The sequence below is a fragment of the Acinetobacter minutum genome, from assembly GCF_035916735.1.
In the GTDB taxonomy this organism is placed as follows: Bacteria; Pseudomonadota; Gammaproteobacteria; order Pseudomonadales; family Moraxellaceae; genus Acinetobacter.
The window spans coordinates 1-16,630 of sequence record NZ_JAQIHG010000037.1 but is presented as its reverse complement, the minus strand read 5'-3'; the positions used below and the strand labels follow the sequence as shown (position 1 = coordinate 16,630).

Annotated in this window: 12 protein-coding genes and 1 pseudogene; 10 read left to right on the top strand and 3 right to left on the bottom strand. The window is 40.4% G+C overall.

The window, feature by feature from the left end; all coding sequences use genetic code 11:
• Positions 1-600 precede the first annotated feature (600 nt).
• From PAE54_RS11330 to PAE54_RS12475, 4 genes and pseudogenes are all read left to right on the top strand, one after another.
• The gene (locus tag PAE54_RS11330) at positions 601-1,725 is read left to right on the top strand and encodes an ABC transporter ATP-binding protein (protein ID WP_326519510.1); all 1,125 of its coding nucleotides are present in this window, start codon (positions 601-603) and stop codon (positions 1,723-1,725) included.
• A gap of 21 nt (positions 1,726-1,746) precedes the next feature.
• The gene (locus PAE54_RS11325; RefSeq protein ID WP_326519509.1) at positions 1,747-2,763 is read left to right on the top strand and encodes an extracellular solute-binding protein; all 1,017 of its coding nucleotides are present in this window, start codon (positions 1,747-1,749) and stop codon (positions 2,761-2,763) included.
• A gap of 81 nt (positions 2,764-2,844) precedes the next feature.
• A complete protein-coding gene (locus PAE54_RS11320) occupies positions 2,845-4,473 on the top strand; it encodes an ABC transporter permease (RefSeq protein WP_326519508.1) in 1,629 nt (542 codons plus the stop codon).
• A gap of 735 nt (positions 4,474-5,208) precedes the next feature.
• Positions 5,209-5,262: pseudogene (locus tag PAE54_RS12475) on the top strand (hypothetical protein); the annotation flags it as partial.
• Between the two features lie 55 nt (positions 5,263-5,317).
• Here the strand turns inward: PAE54_RS12475 and feoB are convergent.
• From feoB to PAE54_RS11300, 3 genes are read right to left on the bottom strand one after another with little or no spacing between them, the layout of a single operon-like run.
• Positions 5,318-7,147 carry a ferrous iron transporter B gene (gene feoB, locus PAE54_RS11310; protein ID WP_326519507.1) on the bottom strand — a complete coding sequence of 610 codons (1,830 nt, stop codon included), beginning with the start codon at positions 7,145-7,147 and terminating at the stop codon, positions 5,318-5,320.
• Positions 7,137-7,397, bottom strand: coding sequence for a FeoA family protein (locus PAE54_RS11305; protein WP_004665962.1), 261 nt, complete (start codon positions 7,395-7,397; stop codon positions 7,137-7,139). Before PAE54_RS11305 ends, feoB begins: the two co-directional genes overlap by 11 nt.
• 11 nt (positions 7,398-7,408) lie before the next feature.
• Positions 7,409-8,689 (bottom strand): cation efflux transmembrane domain-containing protein, encoded by a 1,281-nt coding sequence (locus PAE54_RS11300; RefSeq protein WP_004910216.1) that lies wholly within the window; start codon positions 8,687-8,689, stop codon positions 7,409-7,411.
• Positions 8,690-8,779: 90 nt separating this feature from the next.
• Here PAE54_RS11300 and cadR point away from each other — a divergent pair, with 90 nt between their 5' ends.
• From cadR to PAE54_RS11270, 6 genes are all read left to right on the top strand, one after another.
• The gene (gene cadR / locus PAE54_RS11295) at positions 8,780-9,172 is read left to right on the top strand and encodes a Cd(II)/Pb(II)-responsive transcriptional regulator (protein WP_004281856.1); all 393 of its coding nucleotides are present in this window, start codon (positions 8,780-8,782) and stop codon (positions 9,170-9,172) included.
• 142 nt (positions 9,173-9,314) lie between these two features.
• The gene (locus tag PAE54_RS11290; protein ID WP_039624319.1) at positions 9,315-9,725 is read left to right on the top strand and encodes a hypothetical protein; all 411 of its coding nucleotides are present in this window, start codon (positions 9,315-9,317) and stop codon (positions 9,723-9,725) included.
• Positions 9,726-9,774: 49 nt separating this feature from the next.
• Positions 9,775-11,142 (top strand): TolC family protein, encoded by a 1,368-nt coding sequence (locus tag PAE54_RS11285; RefSeq protein WP_312329270.1) that lies wholly within the window; start codon positions 9,775-9,777, stop codon positions 11,140-11,142.
• A gap of 1 nt (position 11,143) precedes the next feature.
• Positions 11,144-12,394 (top strand): efflux RND transporter periplasmic adaptor subunit, encoded by a 1,251-nt coding sequence (locus PAE54_RS11280; protein ID WP_326519506.1) that lies wholly within the window; start codon positions 11,144-11,146, stop codon positions 12,392-12,394.
• The gene (locus PAE54_RS11275) at positions 12,384-15,542 is read left to right on the top strand and encodes an efflux RND transporter permease subunit (protein WP_326519505.1); all 3,159 of its coding nucleotides are present in this window, start codon (positions 12,384-12,386) and stop codon (positions 15,540-15,542) included. Before PAE54_RS11280 ends, PAE54_RS11275 begins: the two co-directional genes overlap by 11 nt.
• Before the next feature lie 85 nt (positions 15,543-15,627).
• Positions 15,628-16,527: a cation diffusion facilitator family transporter gene (locus PAE54_RS11270; protein WP_016165559.1), complete on the top strand. Its 900-nt coding sequence runs from the start codon at positions 15,628-15,630 to the stop codon at positions 16,525-16,527.
• Positions 16,528-16,630 lie beyond the last annotated feature (103 nt).

Sequence of the window (16,630 nt, the reverse complement as noted above, 5' to 3'; positions counted from 1 at the left end):
AAAATCGCAAAAACGCGTATTCTAAAAGCGGACATTTTTACTTTGGAGAAACCGGACATTTCTACTTTGGGCTTACATGTTATTTTCGTATAAGCACCATTATGTTAAATTGATGATAATGTGTTCAATTAGGAGAGCTTTTTCAGATTTTCTACCTATAGTCGACTTAGACATTACCCATCCACGAATCATTCCAGCAACAATACAAATTGCTAAAAATAAAGGGAATGAGCCAAAACCTTGAGGTTTATGTTGAAGGAATCTAATGATATGAAAATAAGAGCAAAACTACTTCCCTATCCAAGACCACCATAGAAGAAGATCCATTTAAATTTTTTGTTTAACACTGATTCATGTGTCATTTTTGGATTTTCTTTTGATATAAAAATAAACACCTAGTTCTAAAAATATAAAATAGGAAAAGTTTCGTAAGAGAGTTGTTAGAAAGCTAGACCCTCCAAAAATAATATCTCACTTCTTTCGTTTATATACCCATACTCAATTTTAATATTTTATGTTGTATCAAACTGATAAAAATTCTCTACATGAGAAAGATTATTAGTTATTATTTAGTGAAGAAAATAGCACTGCGAGTTGAACATGAATGTCTATGCAGAACATTCAAACAATGTATTAACTATTAATAAATTAAGCAAAAAATTCGGCTCACATTTTGCTGTTAATCAAGCCACATGGTCTGCAACGAGTGGGCAAATCATTTGCTTACTCGGACATTCAGGTTGTGGTAAAACCACCATGCTACGTTTGATTGCAGGTTTAGAAGAACCAAGTAGTGGCTCAATTCAGCTTGAACAAAACATTCTTTGGAATGAAGAACAGCACATCCCTGCAGAAGCACGGAATATTGGTCTGGTTTTTCAAGACTATGCGTTGTTTCCGCACCTGAATGTGCTGGAAAATGTGATGTTTGGGTTAAAAAAGTTCTCAAAACAGCAGCAACAAGAAATTGCAGAACAAGCCTTAAAACATGTTTCCATGCATCATCACATGCATAGTTATCCATACACCTTATCGGGTGGAGAACAACAGCGCGTTGCTCTGGCGCGTGCTTTGGCTCCTAAACCCCATGTGTTACTCATGGATGAACCTTTTTCTAATCTGGACCATCGGCTACGTGATCAAATCCGCCAAAGTACGATTGACCTTTTAAAAAAGACAGCAACCACTACTGTTATCGTAACGCATGATCCGGAAGAGGCTTTGCAAATTTCTGATCAAATTATATTGATGCATCAAGGGAAAATTATTCAGATCGGCACACCTAAGCAACTTTATTTACAGCCCTCAACCCTGTTCGCGGCACGCTATTTTTCTGCTTTGAATGAAATACCGGCCAAGCGGTTAGATCATCAAATCAAAACAATTTTTGGTCACATCGCACTACCTGAAAACTTAGCATATGCTGAAAAATCGATTTCCTGTTGTTTCCGTCCGCATCAGGTACAGGTTTGTAGAGAACCAGTCGAAGGCGCTGCCGCAGCAAAAGTCATTTCATCCAGTTTTATGGGTCACGCTTACCAGTTACATCTGCAACTTGCTGCTGAGTCGACCATTTTATTGGCTCAAGTTGACCATCTCCAGCATTTTTTTGAAACTGAACAAGTCTATGTATCCGTAGACTTAACAGCATGTTTCTTCTTTGCATCCGATGACGACTCTAACATAGCCATCACATCTCAGCTTGAACAAGCAGTTCAGGTTTAAACTCTGTTAAGGAAATAAGAAATGAAATCACTATCGAAAGTTCACCTTCTTTTAACTGGTCTAGTTGCCTTTAGCTGTAACTGGGTACATGCAGCTGAAGTCAACCTTTATACCACACGAGAACCTGTTTTAATTCAACCTCTTTTAAAAGAGTTCAGCCAAAAAACTGGGGTGAAAGTCAATACTGTTTTTATTAAAGATGGGTTGCTTGAACGCGTTAAAGCTGAAGGCCGACGTTCGCCTGCAGATGTGATGCTCACTGTCGACTTTGGGAATTTGGTGGATTTAGTCGAAAGTGGTTTGACGCAACGTGTAGACTCAAAAGTCTTGAACAACTCAATTCCGGGTAATTTACGTGCTGCAAATGGGCACTGGTATGCATTGTCAATGCGTGCACGTGCAGTTTATGTTTCTAAAGAGCGCACTCCCATCACTGCTATTTCTTATGAAGATTTGGCTAGTCCAAAATGGAAAGGTAAGATCTGCATCCGTTCCGGCAGCCATCCTTATAACACAGGTTTAATCGCAGCCTATATTGCCCATCATGGTGAGAAAGAAGCTGAAAAATGGTTACGTGGTGTAAAATCGAATTTAGCACGTCCTGCGAGTGGTGGTGATCGTGATGTAGCACGGGATATTCTCGGCAAGATTTGCGACATTGGGGTAGCAAATACCTATTATGTTGGCACCATGCGCACTGGTGATGCAGAGCAACGACGTTGGGGAAATTCCATTAATGTGGTTTTACCGCGATTTGAAAATGGTGGTACACACGTCAATGTTTCAGGTGCCGTCGTATCTAAATATGCACCCAATCGTAAAGAAGCAGTACAATTGCTCGAGTTTTTAGTCTCTGACCATGCTCAGGCGATCTATGCGAAAAGCGATTTTGAATATCCAGTGAAACCTGGGGTTAAAATTGACCCGATTATTGCAAGCTTTGGCAAACTCAAGGTGGATTCAATTCGCTTAAGTGAAATTGCCCGATACCGCAAAACAGCCAATCTATTGGTTGATAAGGTACAGTTTAATCACTAAATCTCGCTCGACTTACAGGGAGGATTTACTCTCTCTGTAAGATCAGGTTTGTTTCCACCTCTCATCATACCTAGATCTTCAATGCCAAAAAAGAAATTTGAATTTAGTTCGTTATTTTCGCTAAGTGGACTATTGACGCTTCTCGCCTGTTTACCCGTCCTTGCTTTAGTTTGGACAGCACTGCAAGGCAATAGTGATATTTGGGAACATCTGATTCGCTATGTCATCCCACCTACATTGGTAGAAACATCTTTACTTCTACTTGGTGTTGGTCTACTGACCATTCTTATTGGCACAGGAAGTGCCTGGATCGTCACGGCTTATCAATTTCATGGTCGAGCTTTTCTCGACTGGGCACTACTGTTACCTCTTGCAGTACCCACCTATATCATTGCCTATAGCTATATCGATATTCTGCATCCCATTGGTCCCGCCCAAAGCCTGCTGCGAGACGGGTTGGGGTTAGACATGCAACAGCTATGGTTCCCTAATATCCGCTCGGTGTGGGGAGGAATCTTTTTATTAAGTTTCGTCCTTTATCCCTATGTCTATTTAAGCACCCGCGCAATGTTTTTAATGCAGTCAGCAAGTCTGATTGAAGTCGCACGCAGCTTGGGACTGAAACCCGATCAGGTCTTTTTGAGAGTCGCGATGCCACTCGCTCGACCGGCAATTGCAGTGGGCACCAGTCTGGTTTTAATGGAAACCATTAATGACATCGGTGCAACAGAGTTTCTTGGCATTAAAACACTAACGTTATCCATTTATTCAACATGGATCAACCAGTCTGATCTGGCAAGTGCCGCACAGATTGCCATTTTTATGCTCATGATCATTACCTTTTTAGTGATCATAGAAAGGTTGGGACGACACAAACAGCGTTACATGAACTCGGCTCAACGCAGCCGGCTGATGTCTCCTCAACCCATTAAAGGAACCAGAGCGCTAATATTATTCGGGCTTGGACTTATTCCTGTTTGTATTGGGTTCCTCATCCCGTTCAGCCATTTATTGGTGGAGTCTTATAAACGTATTCAATACGCTGGTTTTTCTGAATATTTATTACAAGCTTCGATGAATACCCTTACCTTAGCCAGTATCGCCACATTCATTACCATCCTTATAGGTTTCTTGATTGTCAGCGCTGCACGATTTAGCCGAAATACCTGGTTTAGTCGTATTGCAAGTTTAGGCTATGCCATTCCGGGTACTGTGCTCGCAATCGGCCTTATGCTGTCGTTGGGTGCTCTCGATCATGCGGTGGCAGATTTTCTTGAATTCAAGCTCGGCATTTCTACAGGGTTACTATTTTTGGGTACTAGTTTCACTTTGATATATGCCTATGCTGTTCGTTTTCTGGCCATTTCGATTGGTGGAATAGAGTCTGGATATAACCGGATCCATGGGGTTATTGATGATGCTGCACGCAATTTAGGACAGAACAGACGGGGTATTTTATGGCGAGTTCATTTCCCACTTTTACGCCCTGCGATCATCTCGGCTGCATTATTGATCTTCGTAGACTGCATGAAAGAATTGCCTGCCACTCTGTTACTGAGACCACTAAATATGGAAACGCTTTCTACACAGCTATATGCGGAAGCCTCAAGAGGCACCTATGAAGATGGTGCAATAGCAGCTTTACTCATTGTATTGGTTGGCTTAATCCCGGTTATTTTACTTGCTCGAATGAGTAAAACTGGCCGATAAAATAGCTGTTATAGCGAAAGAAATACACAAAGCAATGTAAAAAAGCTGATTAAACAGCTCTTTTTCATATGTCATAAATATATTCCATCGCTTATCCTTTTGACGGTTATTGAGAAGATATATTTTTTAAGGGGGAGTTTAACGACTGCAATACAGGCACACATTGCTTGATAATTTGGGAATAACGCAGCAAACCTAAAACCCTGTTCTGACCTGCTACAATCACGAAAGCTTTCATTTTTTGGGACTGAATTAGGCATTTTAATTTCAGCTTGCAAGTGCAGTAAAGCAGAAATCATGGCTTGTTAACTACCAAACGCACACAGGGTTCTTCAGCACCGTATTCACGGTGATATAAGAACCATATAATAATTGCTGAGGCCACAATACAAATAAAATATCCTTTTACAGTGATAATAATTCTTACCTCATGTGCAACGCACCAACTTGTCCAAGGTGCAATAAAAACCGAAAATCAGACCGTCAGTAAAAGGGAGGCATACTCTAAAATAACATAAAAGGGTATTTTATATGTTTTGCACTTGTGACGTCAGGTGACACAAGATTTGTCATTGAACGACACATAATGTTATTCCCGTCTAATTGCGATGCGGCATTTATAGTTAAAGCTTAGGGAACTATCGCAAAGGTCAAAGGGATGACTCAATTGTCTAAAGATACTGGTCTAGGTGAGAAAGCCTTTATAAAGTTCTTTCTCGTGAGGTTAACCCTAGTTTCGATACTATGATCAAAGTTGTAAAAGCATTTAATTTACGGCTAGCAATTTAACAGTGAATATTTAATAACAACGGGAACTAGACTCCCGTTGTTATTATTTTGGTAATTAAAGATTACTAGCAACTTGGTATGTGATGAATGAAAAGATGTAAGCTAATGCGAATAGATAAGTTGCCATAATGACTGGCTGTTTCCAGCTACCTGTTTCTCGTCTTATTGTTGCTAAAGTGGCGAGACAATGGGGAGCAAAAATAAACCATACTAATAATGATAAACCGGTGGCTAGCCCCCACCCATCTGGACCTGAAATTTGACTTAGCAGACTTTGGGTTACTGTATTTTCATCGCCAGACATTGCATAAATGACACCAAGAGCAGCAATTACAACTTCCCTTGCTGCCATAGCAGGGATGAGGGCAATACAAATCTCCCATGTAAAACCAATAGGTGCAAATATAGGGTGAATTAAATGTCCTAATTGACCAGCTAGACTATAGTTAATTGCTGGCATGGTTGCGTGGTCTGGTGGTTGAGGGAAAGTAACAAGTACCCATAACAGGATAGACAGTGCGACGATAATGCCACCAACTCGTTTTAAGAAAATAGTTGCCCTATCATATAAGCCTAATGCAATATTTCTAATATCTGGAATTCGGTATGTGGGAAGTTCAAAAATAAAAATACTTTCAGTTTTATCTTTTCGAACCAATTTCAGAAACACTGAAACTAATAACGCTGAGACTATTCCCGACATATAAAGACCAAAAAGGACTAATCCTTGCAGACTTAACCAGCCGTAGATTAATTGGTTCGGAATAAATGCCGCGATCAATAAAGCATATACTGGCAATCTTGCTGAACAGGTCATCAAGGGTGCAATCATAATTGTTGCTAATCGGTCCCGTTCAGAGCTGATACTTCTGGTTGCCATAATTCCGGGAATGGCACAAGCAAAACTGGATAGCAGAGGAATAAATGAACGGCCGCTAAGCCCGGCTTTAGACATTAATTTATCTAAAAGAAATGCTGCCCGGGGTAAATAGCCTGACTCTTCAAGCATTAAAATGAAGAAGAATAAAATCAAAATCTGAGGCATATATGCAAGCACGCTACCTGCACCAGCAATTACCCCATCCACAACCAAGCTTTTTAATAGAGGATGTTGGATTAGTGGTCCAATAAAATCACTGAGCCATGCGACAAAATTTTCAATGAATTCAATAAAAGGCGTTGCCCATATAAATACCGCCTGGAACATCACAAACATGGTTAAAGTTAAGATTACTAAACCCAATACAGGATGTAGAAAAATTTTATCTAGAAATGCGGTTCTTTTATCACCACTGTCATTATTTAAAATAACTTGTTTGGTGATTTGTTTGACCTGTTCAAAATGACTTAATTCAGAATGATAAGGAGTAATAAAAAGATTTTTTTGATCTAATTGATTAATTAAATCTTGAATTCCTTTTGTTTTAACTGCGACAGCTTCAACTACAGGGATACCTAACAGTTGAGACAGTTTATCCTTATCAATGGAAATACCACGCTTTTTGACCTCATCCATCATATTTAATACAAGAATCATAGGGCGATTTAGAGCACGAACTTCGAGAACCAAGCTCAAATGTAAGCTTAAATTTGTGGCATCTACAACGCATATAAAAATATCGGGTAGAATTTCACCTTTTAGCTCGCCCAAACAAACTGCCCTGGTGACTTCTTCATCTAAACTACTAGGTTTTAAACTGTAAGTTCCGGGTAAGTCCAATACTCGTATTGCATCACCAGAAGGTAATTTAAAAGAACCTTCTTTTCTTTCTACGGTAACCCCAGCATAGTTGGCAACTTTTTGTCGCGTACCAGTAAGCGTATTAAATAAAGAGGTTTTTCCGCAATTTGGATTACCGACTAATGCAATGTTCTTAATCTTCATTGGATACTAACTCTACAAAAATTCTTTCAGCTTCATTCTTTCTTAATGCGAATCTTGAAGTTTCAATTTGAACTAAAACAGGATCTCCGCCAAAAACACCTTTAGCGAGTACTTGTAGAGTTTCACCCTCTCTAAAACCTAATAGTTGGAGCCGTTCCAATACGGGATCAGTGGTATGACTGTATTGATTACCTTTTTTGAGATCTCTAATTTTGACGATCTGATTTTGTTTAACTTGAAATAGATTCATTTTCGATACTCTTACTTCAAAGCCAAAATCTTTCGAGCACCATTAAGCACGAATAAAGAAACCAGGATGCCAATGATTAAGTCTGGGTAAGCTGATCCCGTCCACGCCACGAGTACACCGGCAAATATAACGCCCATATTTACCACAACGTCATTCGCCGAGAAAATCCAACTGGCTTTCATATGTGCGCCATCTTCTCGATGACCAGAAATAAGATATAAGCATGTCACGTTAGCTATAAGTGCGAGCAGGCCAATAACAATCATGAGCGTTGATTCTGGCTCGCTTCCAAACATGAATCGTCTAATGACATCAATAATCACGATGACAGCAAGTAATAACTGAATCCAACCTGCGAAATGGGCTGCTTTCACTTGATATTTCGCAGCTTTTCCGACGGCATATAGCGCAATACCATAAACGGCTGCATCGGCAAACATATCTAGAGAATCAGCAATCAATCCTGTAGACGCAGCAATAATTCCGCTGATGAATTCTATAAAGAACAGTAGAGCATTAATGCCTAATAACAGTTTAAGTACTTTAGCTTGTCTCACAGGATCAGGTTCATTAGGTATATCGCCTGTAGAAAGCTGTGTTTCATCAAGTTTCGCCCCAAAACCCAGTCCTTCAAGTTTGGCCGTAATTTGCTGACTCCCTTCATTATGGAAGACTTTCAGTTTTCGATTGGGAAGATCAAAAGTAAGACCTTTAACTGCTTCAATATCTGCAAGAGCCATACGGACCATTTGCTCTTCAGCAGAGCAATCCATTTTAGGAATGGTATAGGTACTTGTTTGCTTAGCCTGTTGATTGCTTATATAAGTTTCAGTCTTCACAAGCTTTGCACCAAAACCCAAAGCTTCAAGTTTGGTAGTTATATTTTCATCTTTTTGATTATGTAGAACCTTTAAAGACCGGTTAGGTAAATCAAAGATGAGTTTTTGAACACCATCAATTGAAGATAGCGCCATACGAACCATCTGTTCTTCCGCAGAACAATCCATTTTGGGAACTAAGTATTCACTCATGTAGTGCGAATCTTTTAAAACGTTTTCAGTGCTTAAATTTTCTTTGGGATCAGAACCACAACAGGATTGAGCGGTATCTTCACAACTGTTTGAAGTGTTACAGCAAGGAGATGAAGATTTTTCTTCTTCCTCTTCACCACAACAGCTAGGCGTATTATCACAATTCTTTGAATTGCTTGCTTCTGCAATTGATGGATGATTTTCTTGTTGAGATTTCTTATCTTCGCATGGTGTTTCTTTACTACATCCACAGCCACTCATAGTTATACCCATTAAAAAAATTTATAAACTTTGAATATTAGAATCCCTATAGTTACTATAGAGTCAAGATTTTTTGGAAATACCAACTCAATGCATTTAAAAATTGGTGAACTCTCTAAAAAAACCTCATGTTCAGTATTAACAATTAGGTTTTATGAAAAGGAAGGTTTAATTCCGGAACCCGAAAGAACGGAAGGAAATTACCGCCTTTACGATATAGGCTATGTTGAGCGAATTAAGTTTATTTTGAATTGCCGAACTTTAAATATGAGTTTGAATGAAATTCGTCAATTACTCACCTATAAAGATAATCCCAAGAAAAATTGTTCAGATGTGAATGAATTAATTGACTTACATGTCAGTGCTATCAGAGAAAATATAATCAAGCAACAAAAGCTTATTGAACAATTATCTGATTTAAGAGGTACTTGTGATGGCTTATGTACAATTGACCAATGTGGAGTTCTAAAAAATCTAGCTTGATTATCTAGACCTATGCTTTTTTCAAAAATTCTGTATATCTTTACTTAAGGCTGCAAAAAGTTTAAGGTTACTCAAATTCTGTGATCAGATCTTTGATAGATCTGGACAGCTTCTTATTGGTGTTTTAAATACAGATTTGTGTATGAAGAGAAAAACATTTCTAATCCAGATATTGGTACTCTTATTCACATTCCAGAATATTTGGAGTGTGGCAGAGGCCGCGTGTCTGCATGAAATGCCAAACATACCCAATTCAATACTCTCTAATCCAATCGATTTAGACGAAAAGAGTGATAGTCCTCGTCAAGCACTTTATTCCCTAGAAAACTATAAAGAAATCTATGACTATTGTCAGAAGGTTTGTTTTAACGAAAAGTGCAGTCATTTCTCAAATACAATCGTGATTCAGATTGACCCACCCGATGATCTGAAGCTTAAAGCTGATTTTGAGACCGGCATTACCCCAACTTATTTGGGAATAACTTTTTATAAATCCCCTTATCTGAATCAATTAACCCCGCCTCCCGATTTGCCCCTACTATTGGTGGGGTAGTCTTATAAAAGCCCACCACTCCTAATTTCATTATGCGTGGGGCATTTTCATGTCAAAAAACAAATTACATCAGGATACCTCCATCCTGAATTTATCCTGGTCAGCCTTAGGTAGCGGTATCTTGCTATCTGCAATGATCAGCATCAGTACTTCCGTAGTCGCCAGTACTCAAGATTTAACGCTGCAGCAAGCTATTGAGCAGGTTAACCAATATCAAGCGTCCCAAAATTTCTGGGAAACGCAAAATAGTATTAATGCCACGAATCTTCAGCAAAGTAAGCTGTTTAAAAATCCTGAATTGTCAGTTGAACAAACGGGCTTTGGTTCAAATAATGAAAAAGAGCTTGCCATTGGCATATCACAACCCTTGGATATTTTTGGTGAGCGAAAAGCAAACCAAAAATTAGCCAGTCTCTCTACAGATAAAACAGCACTGAAGCAGAAGATTTATCAAGCGCAAATTGAGCTTGCGGTGAAATATGTATGGTCACAACTGGCCATTGCTGAACTTGAAAGAAACATTGTCAATGAACAACTTCGGGTGAGTGAAGAAAACCTTAAAGCGATCGAGAAGCGCTTTACTGCGGGCGGTATCGCGCAAGTAGATGTGAATCGCGCACGTTTAAGTCATGCTGAAAATATACGCCTTTTTAGACAGGCAGACTTACAGGTACAAGTGGCCACCCAACAATTATCAAATTTATGGGGTACGTCTGATAAGTCATTGCAGGTAAACCTCTCTTCACAAAAGCTCTGGCCAAAATCGACTCATCAGCAGGTTCAAGAATATTTAGCGGAAAACTACGTTGAGAAATATCGAGCTTTACTGGTATTAGAGTCTCAAGCAACGGTTGATCAACTAAGGGCAAAGGCACGTCCTAACCCCACTTTAAACCTAGGTGTCAACCGCACCCAATCCTTGGAAAACTCCACACAAAATCAATTAGTAGTCGGAGTCAGTGTACCGCTTAATATTTTCGATCGTCAGCAAAATGGCATAAAAATCGCGCAAGAAAAAATGAACTTATTAGAGCGTCAGAAAGAGTTTTATCTAAAGCAAAATGCGCTGCAAATAGGCACAATTTTAACCGAGTTGCAGGGTTTAGAGCTGCAATTCAAAGTCGTTGACGAGACTCAAATTCCTTTGGCGACTCAAGTTCAAAGTAAGACGCTACAAGGTTTCTTGGCAGGCAAGTTTGCTTTAACCGATGTTCAGCAAGCCACGCTTCAATTACAAGACATCCGTCTGCGTAAAGTCCAGTTGTTACGGGATGGCTGGCAAAAGGCCATTGAAGCAGAAAGTTTGAGCTTAGGCATTAGCCCAAGTGAAGTCATGTCGAAAGATGCTATTGCACAAATCAATCAAAACTTATGGCAAGACATACAGGCCATGCCTGTCATTGGTGGGGGAAATTAACATGTTCGATCTTAAAAACAGCTTAAAAAAACAGAGCGGAAAAATCTCTCAACCTCTACTGATTGGTTTGGTCATCGGCGCAACCGTACTACTCAGTATTTTCTTGATCTTAACTGGTAAGAATAAATCTGAAACATCAGATGAACATGCAGAGGAAGAAGGCGCAGAGGAACATGGAAGTGAAGAACATGGCGGTGAAACCGAAGAGAATGCAGAAGGCGTGAGCCTGACGGCCAAGCAACTGGTGGAACAGGGCATACAGTTATCAGCGGTCGATCAAGGTCCGGTGGTTAAATTAAGTTCTTATCCTGCCAAACTCAATGTGAATACGGATCAGCAAGCGCATGTCTCACCGAGTTTTAGCGGTCATGTAGAAAATGTTTATGTAGAACTCGGCCAAAAAGTTCAGAAAGGGCAGCCTTTGGCTGCGTTGCTTGTTCCTGATCTAGTTGATCAGCAGGCCAATCTTAAAATTGAACAAACCAACCTTGAACTGGCGAAACAAGACTATGATCGTGAGCGTCAGCTTTGGTCACAGGGCATTTCAGCAAAACAGGACTATCAACGTGCTTATAACAGCTATAAACGGGCACAAATTCAGGTTCAAGCGGCCCAATCACGTTTAAGTGCATTTGGTGCAGTGAATGCCAGTAACGGACGCTATATTTTGAAAGCTCCCATTTCTGGCGTGATCAGTAAAAAGGATTTGGTTCTCGGGGAAAATGTTCAGTTAGCCGATCAACTCTTTACGATAGACCGGTTAGATCAACTCTGGCTTGAGTTTATTGTTCCAAATTCTGAAATTATGGGCTTAGCCCCGAATCAAAAGATCGAATTTAAATCCTTGCAAACGGAAAAGGTCTATCAGGCTGTTATTCAGACTTTAAATACTGAAGCGGATATTCAAACAGGCCGTCTTCAGGTGCGAGCAAAAGTTGAATCGAATGCAACCGAATTACGTCCAAACTTGATGGTAAACGTACAGTTGCAACAACGCAGTGAAAGTACCGCATTACGGGTACTTAAGTCCGCAGTTCAGAATGTCGATGGAAAAGATGTGGTTTTTGTCGCCACTCAGCATGGACAGAAAGTTGAATTCAGTCCGCAACCGGTGAAATTAGGGCAATCGTCTGGGGATAGCCAGTGGATTGAAGTGGTAAATGGGCTTAATCAGGGACAAAAATATGCAGCTCAAGGCAGTTTCTTACTGAAATCTGAGATGGAAAAAGGAGAGGCTTCACATGAGCACTAAAAGCCCTCACATTCCAGACCACGAATCGGTAAAACCTGAAGGGCTGTTTGATCGGCTGATCCAGTTTTCTATCCATAACGCCATTTGGATTATGCTGTTTATTGCAGCCTGGATTGCTATTGGTATTTATAGTTATCAAAAGTTACCGATTGATGCTGTACCGGATATTACCAATACTCAGGTGCAGATTAACACTTCAGCCAATGGCTTTACGGCTTTGGAAATGGAACAGCGGATTACCTATCCCATTGAGAATGCCATGTCAGGCATGCCGAAAATGGAACAAACCCGTTCGATTTCACGCTACGGCTTATCGCAAGTGACCATCATTTTTGAAGATGGCACGGATATTTACTGGGCCAGACAGCTTATCAACCAGCGCTTGCAAGAAGCAATGGGAGAAATGCCTGAAGATGTGCAACCTAACATGTCGCCTATTTCGACAGGTTTAGGTGAAATCTATCAATGGGTGATTAAAGCCGAACCAAATGCTAAAAAGCCGGATGGAACCCCTTATTCGGCGATGGATTTACGTGAAATTCAGGATTGGATTGTAAGACCGCAATTACAGCGCGTAAAAGGCGTTGCTGAGATCAACAGTATCGGTGGCTTTAATAAAACCTATGTGGTTGCCCCTGATCTGAACCGATTGCAACAATTGCAAATTCCTTTGTCTGATTTACAAACTGCCTTAACAGAGAATAATGAAAACCGTGGTGCTGGCTATATTGAGAAAAATGGACAACAGCTAACGGTTCGTGTTCCCGGCACTTTAAACACGATTGAAGATATCCAGAACATCAGTATTGCCAATAAAAACGGCTATCCGATTCGGGTGGCAGATGTCGCCAATGTCTCAATTGGTCATGACTTAAGAACAGGGGCTGCAACCTATAATGGTGAAGAAACTGTATTGGGTATTGCCATGATGATGATGGGAGAAAATAGCCGTACCGTTGCTCAAGCCATTGATGAAAAGGTGCAATCGATCCAGCAATCGCTACCTAAAGGTGTGGTGATTGAGACTGTGTATGACCGTACGCATTTGGTTGATCGGGCGATCAAAACCGTTCAGAAAAATTTGATTGAGGGTGCAATCCTCGTCATTGTTATTTTATTTCTCTTTCTAGGTAATTTCCGTGCTGCGCTGATCACGGCTTGCGTTATTCCACTGTCAATGCTGTTTACCTTGACGGGAATGGCAGAGCAGAAGATTAGTGCAAATCTGATGAGTTTAGGGGCACTGGACTTCGGTATTATTATTGATGGTGCAGTGGTTATTGTAGAAAACTGTATCCGTCGGCTAGCAGAAGCTCAGAAGCTGAAAGGTGGTTTACTTAGCCGTTCTGAAAGATTTAAAGAAGTCTTCTTGGCTGCAAAACAGGCGCGTCGTCCTCTGATTTTTGGACAGTTAATTATTTTGGTGGTTTATCTACCTATCTTTACCCTGACGGGTGTAGAAGCCAAACTTTTCCATCCTATGGCAATGACGGTTGTACTGGCTTTAATTGGGGCCATGATTTTATCTGTCACTTTTGTGCCAGCCGCAGTTGCCCTATTTGTCACTGGAGAAGTCAAGGAAACCGAAAGTCGCTGGATGCATTGGCTTAAAACCAAATATGAACTGCTTTTAGATAAAGCCTATGAGCTTCGTTTATTTGTGACTATTGTGGCTGCCTGTATTTTAGTGCTTACGGGCGTGCTAGCCACTCAAACAGGTAGCGAGTTTGCACCTCAACTGGGTGAAGGTGATTTTGCTGTTCAGCAAATGCGTTCCCCAAGTACAGGGTTAGAACAGTCACTGAGAATACAGGAAAATACTGAAAAGTTACTGTTGAAAGAATTTCCTGAAATTAAAGCGATCTTTGCCCGTACCGGTACAGCAGAAGTGGCCACAGATGTCATGCCACCCAACATTTCAGATGGCGTGGTACTGTTAAAACCTCATGATGAATGGCCTGATCCAAAACAAACGATTGATGAGCTTCGCCAAAGAATGATTACTTTCTTAGCGACATTGCCGGGAAATAACAGTGAGTTCTCGCAACCCATTGAACTGCGTTTTAACGAGTTAATTTCAGGGGTGCGAAGTGATGTGGGTGTCAAATTATTTGGCGATGATATGGAAATTCTGAATCGTGAAGCGAATAAGATTTCTCAAAAAATTAACTCAATTTCAGGCGCGACAGCCGTTAATGTAGAACAGACCAGTGGCTTACCCTTGTTGAATGTAGAGGTGGATAAGTCCAGAGCTGCACAATATGGCTTGTCGGTAAGAGCAATTCAGGATCTGGTAGCTACAAGTGTCGGTGGCCAGAATGTTGGAACAATTTTACAGGGAGACAAGCGTTTTGATTTTGTCATCCGTCTAGATGAATCCCAGCGTAGTCCTGAACAGTTAGCGGTACTTCCTATTCAATTGCCGAATGGTGGTTTAGTCCAACTGCAAGATGTGGCACGCGTTGAAAATATCCTGGGTATTAATCAGGTCAGCCGTGAAAATGGTAAACGTCGAGTGGTTATTACTGCAAATGTAGAAGGACGTGATTTAGGCTCATTCGTAACAGAGCTTCAGAGCACGTTATCCAAACAGGAATTACCAAGCGGTTATTGGATAGATTATGGCGGTCAATTTCAAAATCTGATGTCTGCAAAAGCGCGTATGCAATTGGTGGTTCCGCTCGCATTGTTGACGATCTTTATTTTATTGATGGCTGTATTCCATAATATCAAAGAAAGCTTACTGGTCTTTAGTGGTGTACCGTTTGCCTTATGTGGAGGCTTAATCGCGTTGTGGTTGCGTGACATTCCATTATCCATGTCAGCAGGGGTTGGCTTCATTGCACTATCGGGGGTGGCTGTACTGAATGGCTTAGTCATGCTTACCTTTATCAAAGAGTTGCGACAACAATATGACCTTTATTATGCAACGTGGCAGGGTGCAATTTTGCGTCTTAGACCTGTGCTGATGACAGCTTGTGTGGCGTCCCTTGGGTTTGTCCCGATGGCTTTGGCAACCGGAACTGGGGCAGAAGTACAGAGACCTTTAGCAACAGTGGTTATTGGAGGAATTATCTCCTCTACCCTGCTTACATTGGTTTTATTGCCCGTACTGTACCGCTGGATGAATGAAAAGAAAGCTTCTTAATCCATTAGATTAAGCAATTTTTAGCAGAGATATTGAGCCTGTCTCAAGTATCTCTGCTAATCATGGATTGAATAAGGAAAATTTTATGTCAGAACATCATGATCATAGCCATGCGGTTGTTACTGAAGGAAATAGTAAGAAATTAATGTTTGCTTTGGGTTTAACGACTACTTTTTTAATAGTAGAAGTTGTCGCTGCTTTTATTACCCAAAGTTTAGCATTACTGTCTGATGCCGCTCACATGTTTACTGATGTAGCCGCATTAGCTATTGCTCTTGCTGCTATCAAAATTGGTAAAAAAGCCGCAGATGATAAAAGAACTTTTGGCTATCAGCGATTCGAAATTTTAGCGGCTCTGTTTAATGCAGTGATGCTTTTTGTAGTGGCGATATATATCGTCTATGAAGCTTACCAACGTTTTACGAATCCTGCTGAAATTCAAAGTATTGGAATGATGATTGTCGCAGTCATTGGTTTGGTCATAAATTTGATTTCAATGAAAATCCTTTCTGCGAGTGCTGAAGGAAGTCTAAATGTGAAAGGCGCATATTTAGAAGTTCTTAGTGATGCACTGGGATCGATAGGCGTGATTATCGGAGGAGTGGTCATTTATTTTACCCAGTGGATGTGGGTAGATACCTTAATCGCTGTGTTAATTGGCTTCTGGGTCTTACCTCGAACTTGGGTTTTATTAAAACAAAGTATCCATATTTTGCTTGAAGGGGTTCCTGATGAGATTGATATTGAGTCGTTAAGAAATGATTTATTGATGCTAGAGGGTGTTGAAGGGATTCATCAGTTGAAAGTCTGGGCTATATCTTCAAAAAACATTCATTTAACTGCTCATTTAGTTGCTCCTAATAGCGATCCAGATCAGCTCTATCAAAAGGCCTTAGACGTTCTAAAACATAATCATAGTATTACTGAAATTACGTTACAAATAGAAAGTACGGAATGTAATACATTGGAACAGCATAAACATTAAAGTGCTGCTCTTTCTACATGGCACTATTGCAAATAACCACGAATGGTAAGCTGAAGACTGTTTTAGCTAAAGGTGCAGCATATGAATCCTTTCCATGGTCGGC

Bases quoted from the DNA above. Each gene is read 5' to 3' on its own strand.
- PAE54_RS11330 (WP_326519510.1), top strand. From the start codon at position 601: ATGAATGTCTATGCAGAACATTCAAACAATGTATTAACTATTAATAAA.
- PAE54_RS11325 (WP_326519509.1), top strand. From the start codon at position 1,747: ATGAAATCACTATCGAAAGTTCACCTTCTTTTAACTGGTCTAGTTGCC.
- PAE54_RS11320 (WP_326519508.1), top strand. From the start codon at position 2,845: ATGCCAAAAAAGAAATTTGAATTTAGTTCGTTATTTTCGCTAAGTGGA.
- feoB (WP_326519507.1), bottom strand. From the start codon at position 7,147: ATGAAGATTAAGAACATTGCATTAGTCGGTAATCCAAATTGCGGAAAA.
- PAE54_RS11305 (WP_004665962.1), bottom strand. From the start codon at position 7,397: ATGAATCTATTTCAAGTTAAACAAAATCAGATCGTCAAAATTAGAGAT.
- PAE54_RS11300 (WP_004910216.1), bottom strand. From the start codon at position 8,689: ATGAGTGGCTGTGGATGTAGTAAAGAAACACCATGCGAAGATAAGAAA.
- cadR (WP_004281856.1), top strand. From the start codon at position 8,780: ATGCATTTAAAAATTGGTGAACTCTCTAAAAAAACCTCATGTTCAGTA.
- PAE54_RS11290 (WP_039624319.1), top strand. From the start codon at position 9,315: ATGAAGAGAAAAACATTTCTAATCCAGATATTGGTACTCTTATTCACA.
- PAE54_RS11285 (WP_312329270.1), top strand. From the start codon at position 9,775: ATGTCAAAAAACAAATTACATCAGGATACCTCCATCCTGAATTTATCC.
- PAE54_RS11280 (WP_326519506.1), top strand. From the start codon at position 11,144: ATGTTCGATCTTAAAAACAGCTTAAAAAAACAGAGCGGAAAAATCTCT.
- PAE54_RS11275 (WP_326519505.1), top strand. From the start codon at position 12,384: ATGAGCACTAAAAGCCCTCACATTCCAGACCACGAATCGGTAAAACCT.
- PAE54_RS11270 (WP_016165559.1), top strand. From the start codon at position 15,628: ATGTCAGAACATCATGATCATAGCCATGCGGTTGTTACTGAAGGAAAT.